Raw genomic sequence first — 24031 nt, forward strand, 5'->3', positions numbered from 1 at the left:
TGGTTCTTTACGTCGTTGGTCATGCCGCGAGCCCTTCGGCGAGCGGCCCCAGCGCGAGGGCCGGGAAGTAGGTCAGACCGGTGAGGATCAGGACGGTACCGACGAGGAGGCCGCTGAACAGCGGTTTCTCGGTCCGCAGGGTGCCCGCCGTCTCGGGTACGGGCTTCTGTTCGGCCAGCGATCCGGCCAGGGCCAGGACGAAGACCATCGGCAGGAACCGGCCGAGCAGCATGGCGATGCCGATGGTGGTGTTGAACCACTGGGTGTCGGCGTTGAGCCCGGCGAAGGCGGAGCCGTTGTTGTTGGCCCCGGAGGTGTAGGCGTAGAGGATCTCGGAGAAGCCGTGCGCCCCGGAGTTCGTCATGGAGTCGCCGGGGGTGGGCAGGGCCATGGCCACGGCGGTGAACCCGAGCACGAGCGCCGGGGTGACGAGGATGTAGCAGGCCGCCAGCTTGATCTGGCGGGCTCCGAGCTTCTTGCCGAGGTACTCGGGGGTGCGGCCGACCATCAGCCCGGCGATGAAGACCGCGATGATCGCCATGATCAGCATGCCGTAGAGGCCGGAGCCGACGCCCCCGGGCGCGATCTCGCCGAGCTGCATGCCGAGCATCGTGATGCCGCCGCCGAAACCGGTGTACGAGGAGTGGAAGGAGTTCACCGCGCCGGTCGAGGTGAGGGTCGTGGCGACCGCGAAGAGCGACGAGCCGGCGATGCCGAAGCGGGTCTCCTTGCCCTCCATGGCTCCCTGGGCGATGTCGAAGGCCGGGCCCCGGTGGGCGAACTCGGTCCACATCATCAGCGCCGTGAAGGCGAGCCAGATGGTGGCCATCGTGGCGAGGATCGCGTAACCCTGCCGGAGCGATCCGACCATGCGGCCGAAGGTGCGGGTCAGGGCGAACGGGATCACCAGGATGAGGAAGATCTCGAAGAGGTTGGAGAGTCCGTTGGGGTTCTCGAACGGGTGGGCGGAGTTGGCGTTGAAGTAGCCGCCGCCGTTGGTGCCGAGCTCCTTGATGACCTCCTGCGAGGCGACCGCGCCGCCGTTCCACTGCTGGCTGCCGCCGGTGAACTGGCCGACCTCGTGGATGCCGGAGAAGTTCTGGATGGCCCCGCAGGCGACCAGCACGAGGGCGCCGACGACCGAGATCGGCACCAGCACGCGCACCGTTCCGCGTACCAGGTCGGCCCAGAAGTTGCCGAGCTCGCCGGTGCGTACCCGGGAGAAGCCCCGGACCAGGGCGACCGCCACGGCGATGCCCACCGCCGCCGAGAGGAAGTTCTGCACCGCCAGGCCGCCGGTCTGCACGACGTGGCCCATGGCCTGTTCGCCGTAGTACGACTGCCAGTTGGTGTTGGCGACGAAGGAGGCGGCGGTGTTGAACGCCTGGTCGGGATCGATGGAGGAGAAGCCCAGCGAGCCGGGCAGGCTGCCCTGGATCCGCTGGAGGAGGTACAGGAACAGGACGCTCACGGCCGAGAAGGCGAGCACGGCGCGCAGGTAGGCGGGCCAGCGCATCTCGGCGGCCGGGTTGGCGCCGATGCCGCGGTAGATCCACTTCTCGACGCGCAGGTGCCTGTCGCTGGAGTAGACCCGGGCCATGTAGTCACCGAGAGGTCGGTGGGCCAGACCCAGCGCGACGATCAGTGCGAGGAGCTGGAGTGCACCAGCGAGTACGGGGCTCATGTCGCGCTTCAGAACCTATCGGGCTTGACGAGGGCGAGGACGAGGTAGCCCAGCAGGGCGGCGGCCACGACGAGGCCGACGATGTTCTCGGCGGTCACAGCTTTGCCACCCCCTTGGCGACGAGGGCCACCAGCGCGAAGACGGCGATCGTGGTGACGACGAAGGCCAGGTCGGCCATCGTGAGCTCCTGAATGAAGAACGGATTCTCTGACGAGATGAGGAAACCTCCTCCGGATCGGGCGACCGGCCGCGTTGACGGCTCCCATACGTCCCGCTCCTCGCTCTTTACGCGATCGCTACGAGTTCCGCGCCGGAGACCGGACCGCGGAGGGCAGCGGCCCCGGGCGGCCCTCACCTGTCCGAGCCCGCCCACGAGGCCGCCCACAGCCGGGCCCCGGGCCAGGCCCCGGGCACGCCCCCGCCACGCCCGTCGACGCGGGCCTCATTCCGGCCGGCGCGAAGGCTAGGGCGAAACCCTTAGCTCGATTTCTCAGGGAGACGCGACGGTAGATGCAGGCCGAGGCACCCCGTTCTCGACCGGCCCATCCTTCACGGAATGGAGAAGATCCATGACGAACAGGCTGAGTGACTTCTTCCAGCGGTGGCTTCGGATGATCGACACCTACTCGGTACCCGATTCCCCTCGCATCCCGCACCACGACTGAAACATCAGGTAATTCCCCTGTGAGGGCTGCCCGGCCCGTCCGGCCGTGCCCGTCAGCGCTCCGCACAGACGGGCACGGCCGGAAAACCCGGCTTCCGAAGAACCAAGGCAACGACTTTGCGCAATCGCTCACCCACGCCCCGAGGAATCGCGCGGACCGGCGATGCACAACACCGATGACACCGATAACAGCGATGGAAACGGCGAGGAGATCATGAGTACGGTGGCGAAGCCCAGCACCAAGACCGCCAAGCGGGTGGGAGGAATCTGCGCGGTGGCCGCCCTTATGGGCGGGACGTTCGCCGCTCTGCCCTCCCCGGCCTCGGCTTCGGAGGTGGGGGCGACAGCGCAGCCCACCTACGAGGTCGATGTCGTCAACCATTCCGGTACGGACGTGAAGGTCAGGTTCTTCTACGGTCCGGGCGAGCACCAGGGCGACGTCAACACCGACGGCCTCCCGGACGCGCAGAAGCTCCCCACCAGTGCCGGAGTCCCGCTGGACAGCGGCGCGAAGAGCGCCAACTACGCCTACAAGGTCGGAAGCGGCACCTACGACAACGGCTACTGGGTCGAGGTGACGCGGGGCGACGATCCCAATGACCGTACCGTCGCGAAGATGTACCGCTGGAACCCGGGCGAGCAGCCGGCCTCCGTGAAGGAGCAGGCCGGAACCGGCTTCAAGATCGAATCGCATTATGAGCAGAAGCAATCGGGATATTCCGACAAGAAGACGCGCATCGTGATCTCCGAGGCGCGCGCCAACACCGAGACCGCGTTCGGGGGCGCCGATTTCCCCTATCCCCTGCGATGGGAACTGGACACGCGGGTCGGAACCACTGGTTCGCCGTGGAAGGATCTCGGTGACGGCAGCCAGCAGTGGAAGCTCGAAAACCTCCAGGCCAACGCCGACTACTGGTTCCGCTGCTACGACACCACCTCCACGTCCCTCGCCTTCAACGGATACTTCCCCAAGGCCGAGGAACTGGGCGGCGGCCTCGCCTCCGACGGCCGGGGCAAGGGCTTCTGGGCGACCAGCGACAAGACCGGCGCGATCTCCGTACTGCGTCCCTCCGGAGCCGCTTCCCAGGGCGGCGTCTGCGACGTCCACAGCGCCCCCAACAAGGTGACGGCCAAGCGCATCACCGGCACGAGCACGGACCGGGCCGTCAACGAGCGGCCCATCTACAAGGTCGACATCGAGGCGAAGACCCGCGCCTTCGCCGAGGACCACCCCTCCCAGCTCCGTGTCCCGCCGTACGTCGTCGAGGGCAAGGACTCCTCCGGCCAGTGGCGCAAGGTCGGCACGGTGCTCCCCTCCTCCACCACGAGCGCCTCCGGCAAGCGGGTCTCCCACGGCGGATCCGACTTCCTCTTCCAGAACAAGGCCGGAGAGTCGATCACGCAACTGCGGGTCACGGGCGGCTATGGCACCTCCTCCAACGAGATCCCCCTCTCCTCCCTGCCGGCCCCGACGGTCACGATGAATGACATCAGCGCCATGGAAGTGAAGGCCCAGAGCGCCGCGGGCCGGATCACCCTCGAAGCGAACGGCGCCGTCCAGGAAGAGCTGAGCATGAAGCTCTTCGACCAGAACGGAACCCTGATCCCGCAGAGCGGAGGACTGTCCGACGCCTACGACTCGATCTACTTCCGGGACGAGAACGGCAAGCTGATCACGGGCATGCACGGACGGGACGGCGCGTCCGCCGTCTCGCGCCACCGCGGAGCCACCATCAACACCGGCGCCGGAACCGGCGCGATGGGCGCCCAGTCCGTCGAGAAGAACCGGGCCTACCTCTCCACCACCGACAGCGCCGCCGGCCTGACGTGGCTCACGCCCACCCTCGACCTCGACGACCACATGGACACCGTCAACGTGGACACGCGGTACACCGCCCCCACGCACCGGCTGACCGGCACCATCTCCAGCGGTGTCCCCATCGCCCAGAACACCTCCCAGATCACCGCCGCCACCGCCTCCACCAGCGCCGCCCCGACGTACCGGGTCAAGGCCGCGGGCACCGGAGCGGTCGACAACCCCGCCAGCGTCGCCGTCTTCCGCTACAACGCGCTCGTTCCGGCGGACGAGCTGCCGCGGGAGAACATCCAGAAGGACAAAGTGGCCTCGCTCCCCATGGCGGTCCAGGCCGGGACCCTCAAGCTCGCCACGGCCTCCGACCTCACCTCCATCGAGAACCTCAAGGGCATGACCGTGCACGCCGTCACCAAGCACGGAACGGCGGTCGGCCCCTACCAGGCCCCCAAGTAGGAGAACGAAGGCGACCGGGGCGATGCCGCTACGGCGGTGTCGCCCCGGTCGTGCGTCCGCCCCCGCCGCCCCGGCCGCCCCCGCGACACGCCCGTCGGACGACTGGGGACTGTGCCGGGGGTTCCGACGGCCGCGGAGACCTACAAAGGATGTAAGGCCCCTTGGGCGAACGAGGCACAGAGAGAGCATCCGGGAGACTGGCCATGGCTACCACCCAGAAGAACGGCATCGCTTCGGCTGCTTCGCGCCTCGCCCGGGCGTCGGCGCCCGACACGGAACCGGCCATCTGCGAGTCTCTTCCCCACAGCCGGGAATCCGTGCGGACCGCGCGGGCCGTGACCCGTTCGGCGCTGGCGGTATGGGGGGTCGAGGAGTCCGACTCCGACGGCGTTCTGATGGTCGTCTCCGAACTGGTCACCAACGCGGTCGTGCACGCCGAGCCTCCCCTGTGCCTGCACGTCGCGCAGAGCGCCGACCACCACACCGTCTGTGTCACCGTCGCCGACGGCGGACCCGCCCCCGTCGGGCCGGCCTCCCACGCCTCCTTCCCGGGCGACGAGCACGGCCGGGGCCAGGACATCGTCGCCTCCCTGGCCATGAACACCGACTTCAGCGAAGGCGAGCACGGCGCCGTCCGTTCGGCGGAAGTCGTCGCCGAGGCGTCGCCCTGCCGGATCAGCTCCTGAGGGGTCCGTTACCTCTTTCGGCCGACCTTGACCGAACGTGTTCGCCCCGTCGGGCGAACACGTCGTCGTGTCCGGTGGCCGTGCGCACGGGAGCCGAGTAGGAAGGGACGGGGGACTGTTCCGACTACAGCGGGTGGCGGGGGTGAGGCGCGTGCGGCGGATCGGTGACGGCGACGTACGGTCGTTCAGCCGCCGGGACCGGACCGTCCTGATCGCCGCGGCAATGGCCGCTCTGGTGGTTCAGCTGAACTGGTTGTCGGTGAACACGGCGCTGCCGGAGATCGCCGGCGACCTCAACCGCTCCCCCACCGATCTCCACTGGCTGGTGACGGCCTTCATGCTGGGCTTCGGCGGAGCCATGTCGGTGACCGGGTGGGTCACCCAGGCCGTCGGCGTCCGCCGGACGACCGCCTACGGGTTCTTCTTCTTCCTCCTCAGCTCGCTGGTCTGCGCCGCCGCGAGCAGCCTGCCGTGGCTGATCGTGGGCCGCGCGCTCCAGGGAGTGGTCGGAGCGTTCGTGCTGCCCGGGGCGGTGGCGATGACCGCCGGTGCGTTCCGGGGGCGGCAGCGGGACATCGCGGTGGGGTTCGTGCTGGCCGCTTCGGGGGCGGGGGCCGCTTCGGCGCCGTTCGTCGGCGGTCTGCTGGCCGAGGCCTTCGGATGGCGCGCGGTCTTCCTCGCCAACGTGCCCGTGGCACTGATCGCGATCGTGTTCGTCCGCTGGCGGCTGCCGGCCCCCACCGGGCCCAAGGGGGCCGGCCGCCGGACTCCGCTCGTCACCGGTGCGTGCATCACCCTCAGCAGCATCGGCCTGGCCGTCACCGCGGACCGCGGGACGGCGTGGGGCTGGTCGTCCACCTCCACCCTCACCTGCCTGTCCCTGAGCCTCGGACTGCTGGCCGTCTACGTCATCCTGGAGCGGGACTCCTCCGGCGGGGTCCGCAAGCGGACGCTGTACCGCGACCGGCCCCTGCACGTGCTGACGATCGCCGGTTCCACCTCGGTGGTCGGGCTCGTCATCGTGTCCACGTTCTCGATGCTGCATCTCCAGGACGGCCTCGGACTCTCCGTACTGGTGGCGGGGTGCGCGTTCCTCGGCTTCTCGATTCCGCACACGCTCGCCGCGTACGCCGCCGGGCATCTGGGGCGTGTGCGCAACGCCCACGCGCTGCTCACCCTGACCCTCGCGCTGACGGCCGCCGGGGTGGCCACCCTGACGGCCGAGGCCTTCCCGGGCGTCTACGTGACGGCGCTCGCCGTGTGCGGGGCCGGGTTCGGCCTGACGTCGGGACTCACGAACGTGCTCGTCCAGCACCGCGTCACGCCCGACCAGGCCGGAGTGGTCTCGCGCCAGAGCCTCGCCATCCAGTACCTCGCGGCGGCCGTGGCCACGTCCTTCGCCTCGACGAGCCTGGAATCCCTGCACCACAGAGTCGCCGGGGCGGCGACCGACACCGGGGCCATCGACGTCATCCGCCGGGCGGCGGCCCTGCTCCTGATCGTCGGGGCCCTGGTCACTCTGCCGACCACGGTGCGTACGCTGCGCCATCAGCAGAGTGAGCCGCAGCGGGACTGACCGGCGGCCGGCGGGGGCCGAGGACGCGTTGCGGGCCGTCCGGCTCCCGTACCGGTCAGTGGCGGCCCTGCGGCCTGCGCCCGAAGAAGGCCCCCAGCAGCAGGAACACGACGCCCACCAGGCCCGCCGCGATCAGGGCGGCCTTGAGCGTCCCCACTCCCGCCGTCCCGGTGCGGGCGAGTCCCGAGGGGGACGCGGTGGGGCACGGCGGCAGCGTCGGCCCCGTGGAGGTCGGCGTGGGCGCGACGGTGCCGCCCGCGGGGACGATGACGCAGAACGGCGAGGACGTGGCCGGGGACACCGTCACATCGCCGGTGGAGCTGGGCGAGAGCGTCGAACACGTCGGCAGGGGCGACACGGTCGACGTGGGCGTGGTCCCGCTGGTCGGCGTCGGCGTGAGGACGCACAGGGGGTTCGCGCTCGGCGCGATCGTCTCGTCGGCCCGCGGCAGGATCCGCGCCGGGCCGGGGAGAAGGTCGCCCGCCGGCCGGTGCCGTGGCCGCTCCTGGCCGAGCGCCTCCGCGGCGGGCAGCGCCTGTGTCATCGCCATCACGGTGAGAGCGGTCAGAAACCCGCTCCTCACTCCTCGTCCACGAGATGTCATTGGTTCCCTCGGTCCCCGAGCAGCCATGGCCCCACTCTGGTCGGGGGCCCGGTCGGTGCCAAGCGGAGAGACCCATTCGGGGGCGGGACGGAGGACGCCCGCGCACGGTTCGGCCGCTGGGCGGGGACGCGCGGACGTACGGCGCAGGAGCGCGCGACGCGCCCGCGCGTTGTGAGATATCTGGTACGTGCCCGATGACGTCCGGGTCGTCGTCCGCAGCGGGAGGAGTGGCCGGCCAGCATGAGCGAGCCGAACGGTCGAGATGTCCCGGGTGCCCCCACCGTGTCCGCGGCACGCGCCGGATCCGGCCATCGGACGTCGTACGGGCGCTGGAAACGCCGCCCGGCGGCGGCGCGGCGCGGCTGCCTGGTCTCACTGCGGCGTTCGGTGACGCGGGTCGTCCTGTGGGGGGCGGTGCTCGCCGTCAACCTCCTGGTCGTCGGGTACCTCCTGGTCCAGGTCCCGTCGCCGAACAGCGCGGCCACGTTGCAGAGCAACCTCTACCTGTACGCCGACGGTTCGGTGCTCGCCCGCGAGGGCCAGGTGAACCGCGAGGCGGTTCCGCTCTCCCGGGTACCGGTGAAGGTGCGGCAGGCCGTGCTGGCCGCCGAGGACCGCGACTTCTACTCCGGGCACGCGATCGACCCCAGGACCATGCTCCGGGGCGCCTGGTACACGGTCACCGGAAAGGGCAGGCAGTCCGGTTCGACCATCACGCAGCAGTACGTCAAGAACTACTACCTCAACCAGGAGCAGACCTTCGCCCGCAAGGCCAAGGAGCTGTTCATCTCGGTGAAGCTCGCCCAGAAGCAGAGCAGGGACCAGATCCTGGAGGGCTACCTGAACACGAGCTTCTTCGGGCGCAACGCCTACGGGATCCAGGCCGCCGCGCAGGCGTACTACGGCAAGGACGCCGAGCGGCTGACGGTCGCCGAGGGGGCCTACCTGGCGGCGCTCCTGAACGCGCCGAGCAGGTACGACGTCGTCGCCCGCCCCGAGTACCGGCGGCAGGCCGTGCGGCGGTGGAACTACGTCCTGGACGGCATGGTCGAGGAGAAGTGGCTGAGTGCCGCCGAGCGGGCGGGGACGGCCTTCCCCGTTCCTCACGCGGTACGCGCGCCGGCCGGTCTCTCCGGTCAGCGCGGCTACGTCGTCGAAGCGGTCAAGCAGTACCTGGTGGAGAACGCCATCGTCGACGAGAGCCGGCTGGCCGCCGGCGGCTACCGGATCGTCACCACCATCCGCAAGGAGCGCCAGGAGGCGTTCGTCCGCGCCGTCGACGAGCAGTTGGTCCGCGCCCTCGACCGCAGACGGCCGCAGGACCGTTCCGTGCGGGTCGGGGGCGCGTCGGTGGACCCGGCGACCGGGGAGGTGACCACCCTGTACGGGGGCTACGACTACACCCGGCAGTACGTCAGCAACGCCACCCGCCGCGACTACCAGGCCGGATCGACGTTCAAGCCGATCGTGCTGGCCTCCGCACTGGCGAACGGCTCGTCGACCGTCGACGGCGCGGCGATCACCCCGGACACCGTCTACGACGGTTCCAACAGACGACGGGTGGTGAGCGCCGACGGGCCGGTCGGCTACGCCCCGGCCAACGAGGACGACGTGGACTACGGTCCGATCACCCTCCGCGCGGCGACCGAGAAGTCGGTCAACTCGGTCTACGCGCAACTGGCCTCCGACGTGGGTACCGACCGCGTGCGATCGACCGCCGTCGATCTGGGTCTGCCGGCGGCGACACCGGGTCTCACCTCCGCTCCGGCGATCGCCCTGGGCGCCGCCCAGCCGAGCGTCCTGGACCTCGCCAAGGCCTACGCGACGCTCGCCAACCACGGCGCGCGCCGCGGCTACACCCTCCTCAAGGAGATCGACCGGGGCGATGCGCCGATCAGCCTGCCCGAGCGCACCAGCATCCAGGTCATCCCCCGCACGGCCGCGGACGCCACCACCGCGGTCCTGGTGGGCGCGGTGGAGAACGGGACCGGCAGGGAGGCGCTCGCGTCCGGCCGGTCCGCCGCCGGGAAGACGGGGACCGCGGAGCACGACCGTGCCGCCTGGTTCGCCGGGTACACGCCCGACCTGGTGACGGTGGTGGCGGTGATGGGGCAGGATCCCGACTCCGGCGTCCTACGACCGCTGTACGGGGCCCTGGGGGAGGCGCGCGTCAACGGCGGCGGCTATCCGGCGCGGATCTGGGCCGCCTACACGAAGGCGGCCCTGACCGGAGTGGAACCCTCGCCCTTCGTGCTGGAACTCGCCTCGAACCCGTAGCCGCGGCCCGGGTGCGCGGTGCGGCGGGATCAGCGGCGCATCTCGGGCGGCGGGGTCCGGCCGGGCGTCACGGGCTCGACCCGGGTGAGTTCTCCCCAGACGATCAGCCGGTAGTCGGACGTGAACACCGGCGTACAGGTGGTGAGGGTGATGTACTGCCCGCGTGTGTAGCGGCCCGACCCCTTCGGAATGGAATCGATGACGCCGACATTCGTGTCCGCCGTCTTGGGCAGGGTCGCGAAAATGGTGTAGACGTACCATTTCCCTTCGGTTTCCACGATGGCGTGGTCGCCGGACCTCACCTTGTCGAGATTGTGGAATTTCGCTCCGTGGCCGTCCCGGTGGGCGGCCAGCGAGAAGTTTCCCTCGCGGTCCCACGGCATGGCCGATCTGACCGGATGCGTGTAGAAACCGGCGACGCCCTCGTCCAGGCGCTCGGGGTCGGTTCCCTCGACGATGGCTATCTCTCCCGCGCCGCCGAGCGCGGGGACGTGGAGAAACCCGATTCCCGGTGAGGACGCGGACTTCTGCCTGCCGCCGCCGCCCTCGCGCGACCATTCGGCCCGGATCGCCTTGGCCGTCGACTGGGCCATCCGGTCGGCCTCCACGTTCGTCCACCAGATCCGGTAGACGAGGAAGAGCGCCATGATCACGGCGACGGTGACGAAGACTTCACCGAGGACGCCGAAGAGGCGGGCAGGTGCGCTCCGGGGCGGGCGGCCCGGACGAGCTGTCACCGGAGGGTTCCCGACACGGATCCCGCGCCGGAGGGCCGGCGGCCGGTGCGTTCATCACGTCGGCGAGCTGCTGCGCGTAGTCCTGCGCCGAGGGCAGGGTGTACGCGCGCGGATCGCGCGAGTCCACGTGGATGAACCGGGGGCACTGCTCGGCCGTGGGCCGGACCAGCGTCTCGGCCACGGTGCGGGCGGTACGGGCCTCCCGCACGCGCACGCGGTATACGGCCCGATACAGAGGCGTCGCACCACCTTCGAGTCTGCATACCTCTCGGGTCCTTTCTTCCTGGACTCGCTCAGCACAGGCTACGAGCTGGACCTGGGCACTGTCCTCCTGAGCGAGCGGGGCGCCGTCGTCGGCGGACGGGTCGACGGCGACCCTGGTCCAGGCCGGCGGAGAGGTCTGGTCCTTTTCGTGGTAGACGACCATCGGGTGGGGGCCGGGGCCCCGGTAGGGGCTGTTGGCGGCGACGTAGACGGGTGGGCTGCCGCACAGGGCGTCCAGCTCGACCGGGCCGCGCGCCGGTTGCGCGCCGCCCATGCGGGCGTACAGGTAGCCGTAGCCCAGCAGCACGCTCAGGAGCAGGACGACGACGGCCGCGATGCTTCCGCCGCCCCACCGCGGGAAGGCGATGAGCCGTTTCTTCCGCCGCCACTGGCGAACAAGACTCTCCATGCCGCTCAGTAACGCAGCGCTGTCGTCATCCGTCGCGTCGCCGACGAGCGGTTCCTGCGCGGGTTGAGCTTTTCGGGTGAACGCATTGCCCCGCTTGCCTTGCCCCGCCGCGTGGAGATCCTTCCCGGCGGACCAACACGCAGGGGCTGCGGTGCTGGAGTGGAGCGAAATAGTACGCAAATATAGTAATCGCACACGAAGGCTTTCATGGTGCCGGGTCGAGCCGGCAAAGGAATTTCCCGAGGAGAGCGGGCTGTCACCTTCCTGCGGGCGGCATCGGCGCCGGCCGTCCCGGCCGGCGCCTTCGACCGTATTTCGCAGCGACGTTCCGAGAAGGGAAACGTCATGGGGCTACTTGTCGAAGCGCGGCAGCTGAGCGCCATGGGCCCGGACGGGCTGATCTTCACCTCGGTCAGCGGCGTGGTCCACGACAGGGACCTGGCCGTGGTCTCCGGTCCCGCGGATCAGGAGCGTACGGCGCTGATGCTGGCCCTGTGCGGACGCCTCTCCCTGGCAGGCGGCACGCTGCACACGGACAGCTCGTTCCCCGGCCGCTCCATCGCCGCGGTCCTCCGGGACCGCATCGCCGTCGCCCAGGCGCCGCCCGTGATCACTGTCGACCCGCTCCTGCGGGTCCGGGAGGCGATCACCGAACGGCGGCTGGTCTGCGGGAAGCGCATGTCCGTCGCCGCCGTCCGCGACGCGTGCGAGCTCATGCGGATCGAGACCCCGCCGGGCGACACCCCCATCCGGGACCTGGATCCGGTGGAACGCCTACTCCTCGCGGTGGCGCTCGCCTGCAGCCAGCATGTGGACGGCATCGCCGTGGCGGACGTCGACGCCGGTCTGGGCACCGCGGACCGGCTCTTCGTCCGCCGGGCGCTGCGCGCGATCAGCTCGGCCGGAAAAGCCGTGATCGCCACCTCCTCCGACGCGGGCTGGGGCGACGTCGACATCCCCGTCAGCAGCGAACGGGCACCGGACCGGGGCGGTGAACACGGCAGCACCTGGGTCCCGGCCTCGCACCGCCTGCCCGGTTACGACGCCTCACCCGAGGGGAAGCCGCACGCGGCCGATCAGGCGCCCTGGGACGAGGAGGACGAGGAGTACGACGACCCGAGGGGCCCGTACGAGGACGAGGAGTCGGCTTCGTGAGAGCGCTCCGCCTGGCGTGGCTGGAGTTCCAGCGGTTTCGCGGCCCACGCCTCCAGTGGGTGCCTGCCCTCCTGATCCTCATCCCGCTGGTGGGCAGCGCGCTGTGCCTCCTGTCGCTCCAGGACCCGCAGGGACGGATGCGCGACACGCCCGCGGCGATCGTCGACCTCGACCGGCCCTCGGACATGCGCCAGGAACCCGGCGAGCCCGCCGTGCGGATGGACGTCGGCAAGAGGCTCACCGAGGAGGTGCGGCTCAACCACGCGTTCGCCTGGCGGAACCTCCCGTACGACACCGCGGTCGAGCAGCTGCGCCGCGGAGAGGTCTACCTGGTCCTCGTCATCCCCGAGGACTTCTCGTCGAAGATCGCCGAAGGACTCTCCGGCAAGCCCGCCCACGCCTCCCTGACCGTCGAGGTCGACGACGCCCACGGATACCTCGTCGGCCTGTCGGCCACCGCCTACGCCGAGAGGATCAAGAACGAGGCGTTGAACATCGTGCTGGGATACGAGGCCCAGCAGACCACCGATGTGTGGGCGGACGTCCGCAAGCGCGTGAACGACGTGCTCAAGCTGGAGACGAAGCTCAAGTCCGGCGAGGGCGAGCAGCCTCCCGGCGCGCAGCCGCCCGCGTCCGGGACCGAGCAGATCGCGAAGCAGATGGAGGAGATGAAGGCGGCGCTCTCCCAGCTCAACGACACGCTGCAGAGCGCCAACGGCAACAGCGGAACCATGGCGTCCCAGCTCAACGAGGCGGCGGCGACCGCCCAGTCCGCCCAGGAGAGCTCGGGGTCGGGGAACGGCCCCCTGATCACGCAGAACACCACGCAGACGGGCAACTCCGTGCGGCTGGCGCAGGGCGGGGTCACGGCGCTCAACGGGAAGCTCCAGGAAGCGGCGTCCAGCACCAAGTCCCTGCTGGACCGGCTGACGCCGCTCATCAACGGGAGCAAGGCGCTCACCACGTCGGTGTCCGCCCTGGAGAAGGAGCTCCAGGACCTGGCGAAGAGCATCCCGGCGGCCAGCGTCTCCGCGTCGCACGGTGTGCAGAGCCCCATCTCCGTACAGGAGAAGAACCACCACCCGGCACGGACCCTCGCCCGCGGCATCGCGCCGTTCGCCCTCAGTCTCCTTTCCTGCGTGTCCGTCCTGGTGGCGCTCACGGTGCTGGGGCGTGCGAGCAGCCGGGGCGTCGCGTCGCCCATCAACGCCTTCGCCATCGCCCGGGCGAGCTGGCTGCCCATCGCCGTGATCAGCGCCCTGTCCACGTGCGGGCTGTTCGCGTTCGGACAGGCGCTGCTGTCGCTCGACGCCGTCCACCCCTGGGCCGCGGTCGTGCTCTGCGTGCTGACCGGCTTCGGCTTCGCCGCGCTCGGCCACGTCCTGAAAGCAGCCGCCGGAATCCTCGGCGAGGGCGTCTTCTTCCTCTTGCTGGCCGTGCAGTTCGGCGGCGCGGGCGGGCTCTATCCGGTGGAGACCACGAACGCCCTCTTCTCCGGCCTCCACCCCTATCTGCCGATGACCTATTCCGTGGAGGGGCTCCGGATGGCCGTCTCCGGCGGGCCGACGTCCTACTTCTGGGCTGCCGCCGGAGTCATGGCCGGCCTCATGGCCGTGTGCCTCGCCCTGTCCACCCTGTGCGTGGCGCGACGCCGCCAGTGGACCGGAGAACGCATGGGCTCGCCGTTCCGCGACCGGTGCTGACATGCACACGGGTGAAAAACTCCGCCGATCAGGCGCGGCCGGTCCTCAGGGCAGGCGGCGAGTGGTCGAGGACAGCACGATGAGACAGTCCGGGTCAGATCGCCTGGCTGGTTACCGAGAGGACCTCCTATGGACCAGGGAAGGAGGGTAGCCGCAGCCCTCTGCGCCGCTGCCCTGGTTTCGATGACAGCCGCCGGGCAGGCCAGTGCCGCCGGAGAGCCGACTCCCTCTGCCACCTGCACCACCGGGCCGCCCGTGAACCCATCGGCCTCGCCGACCTTCCCGACGCCCTCGCCGTCCATCTCCGTCACGCCGACCAGCCCCACCCCCTCGGTCACGACGACGAGCCCCTTCCCCTCCGTCTCACCCACCCCGTCACTGACTCCGTCACTCACGCCTTCTTTCACCACCACGCCCTCGCTCACCCCCTCCATCACGCTGACGCCGTCCTTCTCGCCATCGCTGTCCCCCTCGCTCTCGCCCACACCGACGGCCACGGCGCCGACGACGCTCTCGCCCACGCCGACGGCGCGGCCGACGCTGCCGAGCTGTCCGCCCTCCTCCCCGCCGGCTCCGAGCCCATCGGCCTCGGACCTCGCCCCCACGGGCATCGGTCAGACCAAGGGGTTCGCGATCGTCTGCGCCACGATCGGGGCCGCGGGGCTGACCGCCCTGGCCTTCGCGGCGATCAGGCGACGCCGGCAGTCGTGACGCCTGAAGGTCCCGGGACGGGAACACCGACCGGCGGCTCCCTGTATCCACTCCCTGGCTCTGCGTAACCGATCTTGACCCCTATTCACCCGTTCGGCCCCTTCAATCGCTGGTCAGGCCGGCCCATGGGGGAAGAATGAGGAATCGGGGTCGAGGAGGTGCGCACATGTTCTCTGTCTCTCAACGTGCCCGCGCGGTTGCCGCGGCGACGATGCTCGCTCCACTGCTGGCGATCGCACTCCCCGCGACGACGGCTTCGGCCTCCACCGGGATGATCGCCCCAGGAGTGCTCCGCCTTCCCTCCCAACCAGGAGGATGCCCCGACGGCTACCTCTGCCTCTACCGGGACGTGGGGTACGCCGGCGGCGGCTACGCCGTGAACAACGGGCGTGCGCTCAATGACCTCCGGGGCATCGACTTCAACGACGTCATGTCGTCCTGGGTCAACGAGACGTCGTCGCGCTACTGCTGGTACCCGGACATCAACTACACCGGGACGCGGTTCGCCATGCGCTCGGGAGGGGCGTCGGACGCCGTCAACGTGGAGAACAACGACATCGCCTCCTCGACGGAACCCTGCTGAGGAATCCGTCGCCCACGCGGGAGTCGCCCACGCGGGAGTACGGGGAAGCGGGAGTACGGGCGCTCGTCCGTACTCCCGCTTCCGCGTCGTGCTCGTCCGTCACGCCGCCAGCGTCTGGATGACGTCTCGCAGCTGACGCCTGTTCTTGAGGTTGCCCTTCGCGTACATGTTGCCCAGGTGGTATTCGACGGTCTTGGTGCTGACGTACAGCTCCTGAGCGATCTCCTTGTTCGTCCAGCCGCGCCCCACCAGCTTGGCCGTGTCCTTCTCCCGGTCCGTCAGTTCGCCCCAGAAGCTCTCGGCTCCCGTCGCGTGGTCGGATGCCTCGCTCCTGCCGAGCAGCTCATGGCACTGCGCGACGAGGGGCTGCGCTCCCAGGGACCGGAAAACCTTCTCGGCGGCGAGCAGTTGGCTCCTGGCCTCGTCCTTCGCGTCCGTCTCGATCAGCACCCGGCCGAAGTCGCAGCGCAGCATGGACCTGTGCAGCACCGGCTCGCCTCCGTCGGGCGGTACCGCCAGCCCGTCCCTGAACGCTCTGCTCGCCGCGGGAAGATCGCCCTGCGCGTACAGGAGGTTTCCCTTGACCCACTTGCTCGCCACGATCGGCATCGCGCCGGTCGGTTCCAGCGCCTCCAGCGCCGCGAGGGCCTCCGCCCCCTTCGAGAGTTCGTGCGCACGGGCGCAGGCGACGCCCAGCATCGGCAGGAACCACGTGCCGTACACCCGCACCCTTCCCTCGTTCGAGGAGTCCTCCATCGCCCGGCCCAACTCCCGGATGACCGTGCGCCAGTCCTGCCGGGCGAAGCCGATGGTCCCGGCGGCCTGCCGAATGTGGAATTCGGGTGCGGCGAAGTCGGTCTCGTTCGCGATGCTCTGCGCCTCGCGAAGATCGGCTTCCGCCCACTCCCACTGTCCCTGCAGGGCGTAGATGGCCGCGCTCATGGAGTGGACCACCGCGAAATCCACGTCCCGGCCCGATATCTGCGCCTCGTCGAAGGCCAGCGAGGCGGTACGCCGGGCCTGCTCCCACTCCCCCAGCATCAAGTGGCACGCGGCGGCGTTGACCTTGGCCGCGTAGTCGCTGCGCCGGGTCAGACCCGGGGTGCTCCTGCGGACCACGACGCGCAAGTCGGCCAGCGCGTCGGTGAGTTGTCCGGAGAGTCCTCTCAGGATGCCCCGGCAGGCGAGTGCGTCCATGTCGGGTGCGGGCACCTCCGCCGGATTGACCCTCAGCTGGGACAGCCTGCGCAGCCCCTCGGCGGGTCCGTCCTGAAGCGCCGCTCCCCAGGCGATGTTGGCCTGCGCCTGGCCGATGATCCCGGCGTCAGCGGTGCGCGCGAGCGCGTACTGGGCCGATCTCACCGCCTGGGCTCCCAGACCGAGGGAGCGCTGCAGCGAGGCCAGTTCCGCGGACGCCCGAGCGGCGCCGTCCGCGTCGCCGAAGCCTTCGCGGGCCAGCCTCAGATACTCGGACGCGCCGGCGTCGTGTCCCCTGGCGTATTCCAGGAAACCCAGCGCCTCGTTCTTCTGCGGCGAGGCAATCGTGTCCTCGATACGGGCTCCGTAGCCGAGCGCGGCGGCGTACTGGCCGCTGATGACGAGCAGCCGCACGGCCTTCAGGAGGGCCGTGCGGCGGATGTCCGACTCGGGGGCGGCTTCGGAGGCCGCGAGTTCGTACTGCGCGGCATGTGAGAGATCACCGTGGGCCGACTCCCGGTCCGCCGCCTCCAGCAGTTCGGACGCCAGGTCCCCGTCGTACTCTTCGAGAGCCGCGATCTGGTGCCGCCACTTGGCCGGCGGGGCGAGGATGTCGGCGGCGGCACGGTGCAGTTCACGGCGTCTGGACTGAGGGATCGAGGCGTAGACGGCGTCCCGCTGCCCCGAGTGCATGAGCTCCAGCCTCGGGTCGTCGGCTTCTGTACGCCATTGCGCCGCGCCTTCGGTGACGAGAGGTTCGATGTCGTCCAGCAGGGTGTCGCTGTGCACCAGCTGCTGGAGTGTCGGCACGGTGGTCGGAGCGTTGAGCACGGCCAGCACGTCGAGGATCGGACGGCTCCGCTGCGGGAACGAGTCGGACCACTCCTTCACCGCCGCCGTGAGAGACGGCGGCACGTCGGCGAGGGACAAGGGTTCCGGTATGCCGCGCCCGCCCTCCATCGCTCCGACCAAGGCTTTGACGTAGAGCGGGTTTCCGTTGCTCCACTTCGCGATCTGCGCGAGCTGGGAGACGGACAGCGCGGGAAGTTTCTCCGACGCGAGGTACTCCCTCAGAGCGGGAACCGTGAGACCCGCCAGGTCGATCTGCGTGACCCTTTCGTCGTTTCCGGCGAGACCCACGTCCTTCTTCGTCTTGTTGATGTGCTCGGTGTCGAGAACCGTGATGATCTCGTCGCTCATCATCCGCAGCAGCATGAATCCGATGGCCTTCAGGGAGTAGTCGTCCACCAGATGCGCGTCCTCGACGATCAGCGCCACCGGACTGCCGTCCCGGATATCGTCGAGGACACTGATCAGCGCACCCCCCGCCGCCATCATGGTGCTGTCCTCCTGAATCAGGTTGGCCCGGCGGAGGTCCAGGGAGAGTTCGTCGTGCGCGCTCTGGATGACGCGGTTCGCCGCGGAGTACTTGATGTCCTGCTCCGACGGGACACCCGCCACGCTCAGCACGCGAAAATCGGTCAGATCTTGGCAGAACGCGCGAGACAGCGCGCTTTTCCCGATTCCGGTGGGACCGCCCAGGATAACGATCTGCGCGTCACCACGAGCGGCCAGTTCGGCCGCGTGGAGCATGGTCTTCAGTTCGGCGTCGCGTCCGACGATAGGCAACCGCATCTCCATGGAAGCACCTCTCGCACATGAACTCCGCAGTCCATCGCTCATTTTACTCCTGAGGAATTTCGCACGCGCGGAGAACTCCACCGATGGCGTGCGGCGCGGCTTGTCGGCAGGATCGACAGGAGAGGCGCGGGCGGGTCCGCCGAGCGTGTCCGACCGCCAAGATCGACAATACGACGCCGCCGCCGCACCATTGAAGGAGCACAGGCTGTCGGGGTTCTCTGCCAGGCTCACGAGGAGACAGACATGAAAATGCTGATCAACGTCCCGGAGACCGTGGTCGCGGACGCCTTGCGCGGTATGGCCGCCGCCCATCCCGAGCTGACCGTCGACGTGGAGAACCGCGTCGTCGTGCGGGCGGATGCCCCGGTGGCCGGGAAAGTGGGCCTCGTCTCGGGCGGCGGGTCGGGGCACGAACCGCTGCACGCCGGGTTCGTCGGGCCCGGCATGCTGTCGGCCGCCTGTGCGGGCGAGGTGTTCACCTCGCCGGTGCCCGACCAGATGGTGCGGGCGGCGACGGCCGTGGACAGCGGCGCCGGGGTGCTGTTCGTCGTCAAGAACTACACCGGTGACGTGCTGAACTTCGAGATGGCCGCCGAGCTCGCCGAGGACGACGGCGTGCAGGTCGCCCAGGTCGTCGTGGACGACGACGTGGCGGTCAGCGACAGCACCTTCACGGCGGGGCGGCGCGGTACGGGCGCGACCCTGTTCGTCGAGAAGATCGCCGGGGCCGCCGCCGACGAGGGCGCGCCGCTGGAACGGGTCGCCGCGGTGGCCCGGCAGGTGAACGGGGCCTCACGGAGCTTCGGTGTGGCACTGAGCGCCGTCACCACTCCGGCGAAGGGCAGCCCGACCTTCGACCTGCCCGCCGGCGAACTGGAGCTGGGGATCGGGATCCACGGCGAGCCCGGACGGGAACGCCGTCCCATGATGACCTCACGCGAGATCGCGGACTTCGCGGTGAGCGCCGTGCTGGAGGATCTGCGGCCGGCCGGCCCCGTCATCGCGCTGGTGAACGGGATGGGCGCCACACCGCTGCTGGAGCTGTACGGGTTCAACGCCGAGGTGCGGCGGGTGCTGTCCGAGCGGGGCGTGCGGGTGGCCCGGTCGCTCGTGGGCAACTACGTGACCTCCCTCGACATGGCGGGCTGCTCGGTGACGCTGTGCCAGGCCGACGAGGAGCTGCTGCGGCTGTGGGACGCGCCCGTGGAGACGGCGGCGCTCCGCTGGGGCCGGTGAGCGGGACGGCCGGTGACGGGGTCGTCCGTACCTCTCCCGCCGCCGGCCTCACGGCCCGTACGATCCGCGTCGGCGGACGAACCGCCCACCGGCCCGACGAACAGGAGACCACGTGCTCGACGCCGACTTCTTCCGCCGCTGGCTGGTCGCGGCGGCGGCCTCCGTGGAGCGTGAGGCGGACCGTCTGACCGAGCTGGACTCGGCGATCGGGGACGCCGATCACGGCAGCAATCTGCGGCGCGGCTTCACCGCGGTGACCGCGGTCCTGGACGAGGACGCCCCCGCCACACCCGGCGCGGTCCTCACGCTGGCCGGCCGGCAGCTGATCTCGACCGTCGGCGGCGCTTCGGGACCGCTGTACGGGACATTGCTGCGCCGGACGGGCAAGGCTCTGGGCGAGGAGGCCGAGGTGACGCGGGAACGGTTCGCCGAGGCGTTCGCGGCCGGGGTGGCCGCCGTCGGGCAGTTGGGCGGGGCCGGGGCCGGGGACAAGACGATGCTCGACGCGCTGCTGCCGGCGACCGAGGTACTGGCGGCGTCGTTCGACGATGCCGCCGAGGCGGCCCGCGCGGGTGCGGAGGCGACGGTTCCGCTCCAGGCGCGCAAGGGCAGGGCCAGCTATCTCGGTGAGCGCAGCATCGGCCATCAGGACCCGGGAGCGACGTCGGCGGCCCTGCTGGTCGAGGCGCTGGCCCGGACCGCGCGGAACGGGGGCGCGGCATGAGCGGCGACGGCCGGGTCGGTGTCGTGCTCGTCTCGCACAGCGGGGCGGTCGCGGAGTCGGTCGCCGAACTGGCGCGCGGGCTGGCGGCGGGCGGCGTGACGGCGCCGGTCGCCGCGGCGGGCGGGCTCCCGAACGGCGGGCTCGGCACGAGCACCGAGCTGATCGGCCGGGCGGCGGCCTCGGTGGACCGAGGGGCCGGGGTCGCGGTGCTGGTCGACCTGGGCAGCGCGGTCCTCACGGTGAAAGCGATGCTCGCCGAGGGCGATGAGCTTCCCGAAGGGTCGCGGCTGATCGACGCGCCGTTCCTGGAGGGTGCGGTCGCCGCCGTGGTGACCGCGTCGGCGGGCGGTGACATCGCGGCGGTGGAGGCCGCTGCCGCGGAGGCGTTCGACTACCGCAAGACGTGACGGCCGCCGGTAGTCGGGCAGTCCCGGCCGACGCCCGGGGCCGCGCGTGCGTTGGCGCACGGCACTCCCCGGCCGCAGACTCGACGGCATGTCGACAGCCAGGCGCAGCGCGGGCCTCCTCCTCTTCCGGTTCACGGGCGGCGACGGCCCCGGGCGGGACGTCGAGGTCTTGATCGGGCACATGGGCGGCCCGTTCTGGGCGGGGCGGGAGGCGGCCTCGTGGTCGGTCCCCAAGGGCGAGTACGAGGCCGGGGAGGGGCCCGCGGCTGCCGCTCGCCGCGAGTTCGAGGAGGAGCTGGGGCTGCACGTCCAGGACGGGGAATGGCTGCCGCTCGGCGAGGCCCGGCAGCGCGGCGGCAAGACCGTGACGGTGTGGGCGCTGGAGGCCGAGCTGGATCCGGCGTCCGCGGTGCCGGGGACGTTCACCATGGAGTGGCCGCGCGGCTCCGGCGTGCTGCGGGAGTTCCCGGAGATGGACCGGTTCGCCTGGTGCACGCCGGAGCAGGCCGCCGAGCGGCTCGTGGCGGGGCAGCGCGTCTTCGTCGACCGGCTGCGCGCGCGGGTGGTTCCGCCGGTGGCCCCGGACGTCTGAGGAGCGTCCCGGCGACCGGCGGCGGTGTGCCGGGACCAGGCGGGCCGGCGCCGGGCGGCGCCGCTGTCCGGCGGAGAGCGCCGCGACGGCGCGCACGGACGCGGCACGGGGCGTGGATACCGTACGCGTGCGCTTCTCAGCGGTCGCTGAGCACAGCGGGGGCCCGCCGGAAGTGCCCGCGGAGTCCCGTGGGCCGCGGTCGGCCGCCGACGGGCACCCGGCGCAGGGCGAGTGCGGCGACGTCGTCGCGCCGGACGCCCCCGGTGAAGTCCTCCAGGTCGCCGCGGAGGGCTTCGAGCAGGTCGCGCGGTTCGCGCCCGGCCCAGCGGGCGAGCCGCTTGTCCAGCGGATAGAAGGCGTGGGCGGCGTCGCGGGCCTCGGTCACCCCGTCGGTGAACAGGAGGAGCGTCGCGCCGCGCGGGAAGTCGAACGACTCCGTCGTACGGATCTCGTGGCTGAGGGCGGCGAGGCCGAGCGGGACGTACGTCTTGCGCAGGGGTACCGGCGAGGAGCGGCCGTCGCGCAGCAGCCGCGGTGGCAGGTGGCCGCAGTTGACCGCCTCGACGCGCTTCTCGTCGACGAAGCCGAGGACGAGCGCGGTGACGAAGCGTTCGGCCTCGCCGGTCTGGGCGGAGAAGGCGTTGTGCCGCAGGACGGCGTCCTCCAGGGCGTCCGCCACCCCGGTGAGGGTGGGTTCGCGGATGGCCGCCTCCCGGAACGCCGCGATGGCGGCGAACCCGGCGCCGATGGCCGCGAGCCCCTTGCCCTGGACGTCGCCGATGATGACCCGGGTCCCGTAGGACGACTGGACGACCTCGTAGATGTCGCCGCCGACGAAGCGGTCCTCCTCGATCGGCTCGTAGATCCCCTCGGCGGAGATCTGGTCGGTCAGGACGGGCAGCGGGCGCAGGATCTGCCGTTGGAGCGTGACGGCGGCGGAGCGCAGCCGCGCCACCTCGGCGGCGTGCCGGATCCGCGCCGCGCAGGCGGCGACCCCGAGTCCGCAGGCCAGCGCGGCGAAGCCGATGCCGAGGGTGAAGTCCCAGAAGGTGCCGTCGCCGTGCGCCCCGAAGCCGACGACCACCGCCGTGATCCACACCGCGACCCAGATCGTCTGCCGGAGCGTGCAGAAGACGGAGGCCAGCGCCGGGACGACCACGAGCAGCGGGACGACCCGGAGGTCCTGCCCGGTGGCGATGTCGAGGAACACGATCAGCCCTGTCAGCACGAGCAGCACGCTCGCGAGCGTGCAGCTTCCGATCCGGCCTGCGGCGGCCACCGCGCCCGGGTCCGTGCCGGGCAGCACGGCTGTCCGGCAGGGTGCCGTGCGCTGTCTCCTGATGGCCACGCTCTGTGTCCTTCCGATCGCCCCCGGTGCCGCCGGCGGTTCCGGACGGTCTCCTCCCAGTTCACCGGGGCGCGGGCACCGGCACAGGAGGGCTTAGGGCCCCGGGCGGCGGCCGAAGGTCCCGGGCGGGACCTTCGGCCCGGGACCGGGGGCCGGACGGGCGGGGCCTTGGGCCCCTGAACCGGGGACGGACGCCCTGTTACGGGTCGGGCCGCTCTTACGGGGCCGGGCCGTGACGGCGGCCGTACGGCCCGGGGTCAGCTGGGCGTCGGCCGGCGGGCCCCGTCGGCGGGTGCGGCCGTCGCCGGGGCCAGTGCGGACAGGAACTCCGTACGTCGGCGGAGCCGGAAGCCGAGCGATTCGTAGAGCCGGACGGCCCCGGTGTTGGAGGCGGCGGCGTGCAGGAACGGGGTCTCGCCCCGCTCGCGGATGCCGTGGGCGACGGCCAGGACGAGCCGGCTCCCCAGTCCCTGGCCGCGTGCGGACTCGTCGGTGCAGACGGCGCTGATCTCGCTCCAGCCCGGCGGACGCAGCCGCTCCCCCGCCATCGCGACCAGCTTCCCGCCTCGGCGTACGCCCAGATAGACGCCGAGCTCGATGGTGCGCGCCAGGAAGGGACCGGGGCGGGTGCGTGCCACCAGGTCCAGCATCTCCGGCACGTCCGCCGGGCCGAGCCGGACGGCCTCCGGGTCGGGCCGAGCGGCCACCCCCGCGTCCACGAGCTGAACCCCCTCGGCCCGGAAGACGACCTCCCAGTCCCTGGGCGGCGGCTCCCGGAACGCGGTCAGGGTGACCGCTCCGCCGGGTCCGGCCAGCGCGGCGACGTCGGCCCAGTCCCGCGCCTCGGGGTGGTCGGGCAGGGCCAGCCAGGGGCTGACGTCGACCGGGTAGCGCAGGATCCGGCCGCGCCGCTCGACGAAGTGGGCGTGCGGACCGGTGAGCGCCGACCGGGCGGGGTTGTCCAGCGGGTGCGGACCCGGGGGCGGGGCCGGCCTCCGGGGGATCGGTTCGCGCCGTTCGCCGCCGGCGGGGTCCGCGGGCCCGCGGCCCTCCTCGAACGCGTACATCTCGCGCATGTTCTCCCTCATTCCGGTCGATCGCCCAGTCCTCGCGGCGGCCTGGCGACGCCTCCGCGCCGTGTGCCCGCCGGCGGCGAAAAGCCGAAGGGCACGGGGCGTATTCCGCGTCCGGGAAGTGTTCACGACACCGCAATCGACCAGGGTCCGACCGGGGGGCCGGGCGGGCCTCCACCGCCCGTGGAGACGGTCGCCGAAACCTCCGTCCCGAGCGGCGAATTCGACTCATCCACAGATCATTACGCGCCGCCGCGGTCCCAACGGAGTTCCGCCTGTGGCACTCTGGTGACGACCGCCCCACCGGGCTCCCCCGTACCGGTGGGGCGGTTCTGCGCGCTCCTGGACGCGCCGGCGCCGCTGACGGCGCTTCAGGGCCGAACTCCGTCCTTTTCCGGCCGATTCGCACTCGGTGGCCAGATCAACTCCACCGGGCACGCATGAGACCGGAACCTCCGGGAAGGCGACCAGATCTCAAGGCCTACCACCTG

At 71.0% G+C, this 24031-nt stretch carries 20 protein-coding genes; 12 read left to right on the top strand and 8 right to left on the bottom strand.

The window, feature by feature from the left end:
• Positions 1–19: 19 nt before the first annotated feature.
• Both kdpA and kdpF read right to left on the bottom strand, forming a co-directional pair.
• On the bottom strand, positions 20–1684 hold the full coding sequence (gene kdpA, locus EES43_RS01230; RefSeq protein ID WP_124266914.1) for a potassium-transporting ATPase subunit KdpA: 1665 nt from the start codon (positions 1682–1684) through the stop codon (positions 20–22).
• Between the two features lie 8 nt (positions 1685–1692).
• On the bottom strand, positions 1693–1782 hold the full coding sequence (kdpF, locus tag EES43_RS01235) for a K(+)-transporting ATPase subunit F (protein WP_124266915.1): 90 nt from the start codon (positions 1780–1782) through the stop codon (positions 1693–1695).
• Positions 1783–2562: 780 nt separating this feature from the next.
• On the opposite strand from kdpF, the gene EES43_RS01245 reads away from it, so the two are divergent.
• From EES43_RS01245 to EES43_RS01255, 3 genes are all read left to right on the top strand, one after another.
• Complete coding sequence (locus tag EES43_RS01245; RefSeq protein ID WP_206429975.1) at positions 2563–4617, top strand: hypothetical protein; 2055 nt, start codon at positions 2563–2565, stop codon at positions 4615–4617.
• A gap of 203 nt (positions 4618–4820) precedes the next feature.
• Positions 4821–5303 carry an ATP-binding protein gene (locus tag EES43_RS01250; protein WP_124266918.1) on the top strand — a complete coding sequence of 161 codons (483 nt, stop codon included), beginning with the start codon at positions 4821–4823 and terminating at the stop codon, positions 5301–5303.
• 151 nt (positions 5304–5454) lie between these two features.
• Positions 5455–6879 (top strand): MFS transporter, encoded by a 1425-nt coding sequence (locus EES43_RS01255; RefSeq protein ID WP_124266919.1) that lies wholly within the window; start codon positions 5455–5457, stop codon positions 6877–6879.
• Positions 6880–6934: 55 nt separating this feature from the next.
• Here EES43_RS01255 and EES43_RS01260 read toward each other — a convergent pair whose 3' ends face one another.
• Complete coding sequence (locus tag EES43_RS01260) at positions 6935–7423, bottom strand: hypothetical protein (RefSeq protein ID WP_124266920.1); 489 nt, start codon at positions 7421–7423, stop codon at positions 6935–6937.
• Positions 7424–7870: 447 nt separating this feature from the next.
• On the opposite strand from EES43_RS01260, the gene EES43_RS01265 reads away from it, so the two are divergent.
• Positions 7871–9760 carry a transglycosylase domain-containing protein gene (locus EES43_RS01265; protein WP_241192598.1) on the top strand — a complete coding sequence of 630 codons (1890 nt, stop codon included), beginning with the start codon at positions 7871–7873 and terminating at the stop codon, positions 9758–9760.
• Between the two features lie 29 nt (positions 9761–9789).
• Here the strand turns inward: EES43_RS01265 and EES43_RS01270 are convergent, their stop codons facing one another.
• On the bottom strand, positions 9790–10497 hold the full coding sequence (locus tag EES43_RS01270) for a class E sortase (protein WP_241192306.1): 708 nt from the start codon (positions 10495–10497) through the stop codon (positions 9790–9792).
• Positions 10433–11170, bottom strand: coding sequence for a hypothetical protein (locus EES43_RS01275; RefSeq protein WP_124266922.1), 738 nt, complete (start codon positions 11168–11170; stop codon positions 10433–10435). The genes EES43_RS01270 and EES43_RS01275 overlap by 65 nt, the downstream gene beginning before the upstream one ends.
• Positions 11171–11515: 345 nt before the next feature.
• On the opposite strand from EES43_RS01275, the gene EES43_RS30460 reads away from it, so the two are divergent.
• The 4 genes from EES43_RS30460 (at position 11516) to EES43_RS01290 (ending at position 15322) form a co-directional block, all read left to right on the top strand.
• Entirely contained in the window at positions 11516–12325 is an 810-nt protein-coding gene (locus EES43_RS30460; RefSeq protein ID WP_164493094.1) for an ABC transporter ATP-binding protein, read from the top strand.
• Positions 12322–14028: a YhgE/Pip family protein gene (locus EES43_RS01280; RefSeq protein ID WP_164493095.1), complete on the top strand. Its 1707-nt coding sequence runs from the start codon at positions 12322–12324 to the stop codon at positions 14026–14028. Before EES43_RS30460 ends, EES43_RS01280 begins: the two co-directional genes overlap by 4 nt.
• A 255-nt stretch (positions 14029–14283) precedes the next feature.
• Positions 14284–14739 (top strand): hypothetical protein, encoded by a 456-nt coding sequence (locus EES43_RS30465; RefSeq protein ID WP_164493096.1) that lies wholly within the window; start codon positions 14284–14286, stop codon positions 14737–14739.
• Positions 14740–14905: 166 nt separating this feature from the next.
• Positions 14906–15322, top strand: coding sequence for a peptidase inhibitor family I36 protein (locus tag EES43_RS01290; protein ID WP_164493097.1), 417 nt, complete (start codon positions 14906–14908; stop codon positions 15320–15322).
• A gap of 99 nt (positions 15323–15421) precedes the next feature.
• Here EES43_RS01290 and EES43_RS01295 read toward each other — a convergent pair whose 3' ends face one another.
• Complete coding sequence (locus tag EES43_RS01295) at positions 15422–18148, bottom strand: helix-turn-helix transcriptional regulator (protein ID WP_164493098.1); 2727 nt, start codon at positions 18146–18148, stop codon at positions 15422–15424.
• A 255-nt stretch (positions 18149–18403) separates the two neighbouring features.
• Here EES43_RS01295 and dhaK point away from each other — a divergent pair, with 255 nt between their 5' ends.
• The 4 genes from dhaK to EES43_RS01315 all read left to right on the top strand — a co-directional run bounded on the left by dhaK (position 18404) and on the right by EES43_RS01315 (position 21119).
• On the top strand, positions 18404–19396 hold the full coding sequence (gene dhaK / locus EES43_RS01300; protein WP_124266927.1) for a dihydroxyacetone kinase subunit DhaK: 993 nt from the start codon (positions 18404–18406) through the stop codon (positions 19394–19396).
• Positions 19397–19508: 112 nt separating this feature from the next.
• Positions 19509–20120: a dihydroxyacetone kinase subunit DhaL gene (gene dhaL, locus EES43_RS01305; RefSeq protein ID WP_124266928.1), complete on the top strand. Its 612-nt coding sequence runs from the start codon at positions 19509–19511 to the stop codon at positions 20118–20120.
• Positions 20117–20527, top strand: a complete 411-nt coding sequence (locus EES43_RS01310) for a PTS-dependent dihydroxyacetone kinase phosphotransferase subunit DhaM (protein WP_124266929.1) — start codon at positions 20117–20119, stop codon at positions 20525–20527. Before dhaL ends, EES43_RS01310 begins: the two co-directional genes overlap by 4 nt.
• An 88-nt stretch (positions 20528–20615) precedes the next feature.
• Positions 20616–21119, top strand: coding sequence for an NUDIX domain-containing protein (locus EES43_RS01315; RefSeq protein ID WP_124266930.1), 504 nt, complete (start codon positions 20616–20618; stop codon positions 21117–21119).
• A gap of 136 nt (positions 21120–21255) precedes the next feature.
• On the opposite strand, the gene EES43_RS01320 is transcribed toward EES43_RS01315, so the two are convergent.
• Positions 21256–22467: a PP2C family protein-serine/threonine phosphatase gene (locus EES43_RS01320; protein ID WP_124266931.1), complete on the bottom strand. Its 1212-nt coding sequence runs from the start codon at positions 22465–22467 to the stop codon at positions 21256–21258.
• 257 nt (positions 22468–22724) lie between these two features.
• A complete protein-coding gene (locus EES43_RS01325) occupies positions 22725–23543 on the bottom strand; it encodes a GNAT family N-acetyltransferase (protein ID WP_241192307.1) in 819 nt (272 codons plus the stop codon).
• Between the last annotated feature and the right edge of the window lie 488 nt (positions 23544–24031).

Origin of the sequence: Streptomyces sp. ADI96-02 (assembly GCF_003846185.1) — a bacterium.
Classification (GTDB): Bacteria; Actinomycetota; Actinomycetes; order Streptomycetales; family Streptomycetaceae; genus Streptomyces.

Coding starts and splice junctions, on each gene's coding strand:
- kdpA (WP_124266914.1), bottom strand. CDS start 1,684: ATGAGCCCCGTACTCGCTGGTGCACTCCAGCTCCTCGCACTGATCGTC.
- EES43_RS01245 (WP_206429975.1), top strand. CDS start 2,563: ATGAGTACGGTGGCGAAGCCCAGCACCAAGACCGCCAAGCGGGTGGGA.
- EES43_RS01250 (WP_124266918.1), top strand. CDS start 4,821: ATGGCTACCACCCAGAAGAACGGCATCGCTTCGGCTGCTTCGCGCCTC.
- EES43_RS01260 (WP_124266920.1), bottom strand. CDS start 7,423: ATGACACAGGCGCTGCCCGCCGCGGAGGCGCTCGGCCAGGAGCGGCCA.
- EES43_RS01275 (WP_124266922.1), bottom strand. CDS start 11,170: ATGGAGAGTCTTGTTCGCCAGTGGCGGCGGAAGAAACGGCTCATCGCC.
- EES43_RS30460 (WP_164493094.1), top strand. CDS start 11,516: ATGGGGCTACTTGTCGAAGCGCGGCAGCTGAGCGCCATGGGCCCGGAC.
- EES43_RS01290 (WP_164493097.1), top strand. CDS start 14,906: ATGTTCTCTGTCTCTCAACGTGCCCGCGCGGTTGCCGCGGCGACGATG.
- dhaK (WP_124266927.1), top strand. CDS start 18,404: ATGAAAATGCTGATCAACGTCCCGGAGACCGTGGTCGCGGACGCCTTG.
- EES43_RS01310 (WP_124266929.1), top strand. CDS start 20,117: ATGAGCGGCGACGGCCGGGTCGGTGTCGTGCTCGTCTCGCACAGCGGG.
- EES43_RS01315 (WP_124266930.1), top strand. CDS start 20,616: ATGTCGACAGCCAGGCGCAGCGCGGGCCTCCTCCTCTTCCGGTTCACG.
- EES43_RS01325 (WP_241192307.1), bottom strand. CDS start 23,543: ATGCGCGAGATGTACGCGTTCGAGGAGGGCCGCGGGCCCGCGGACCCC.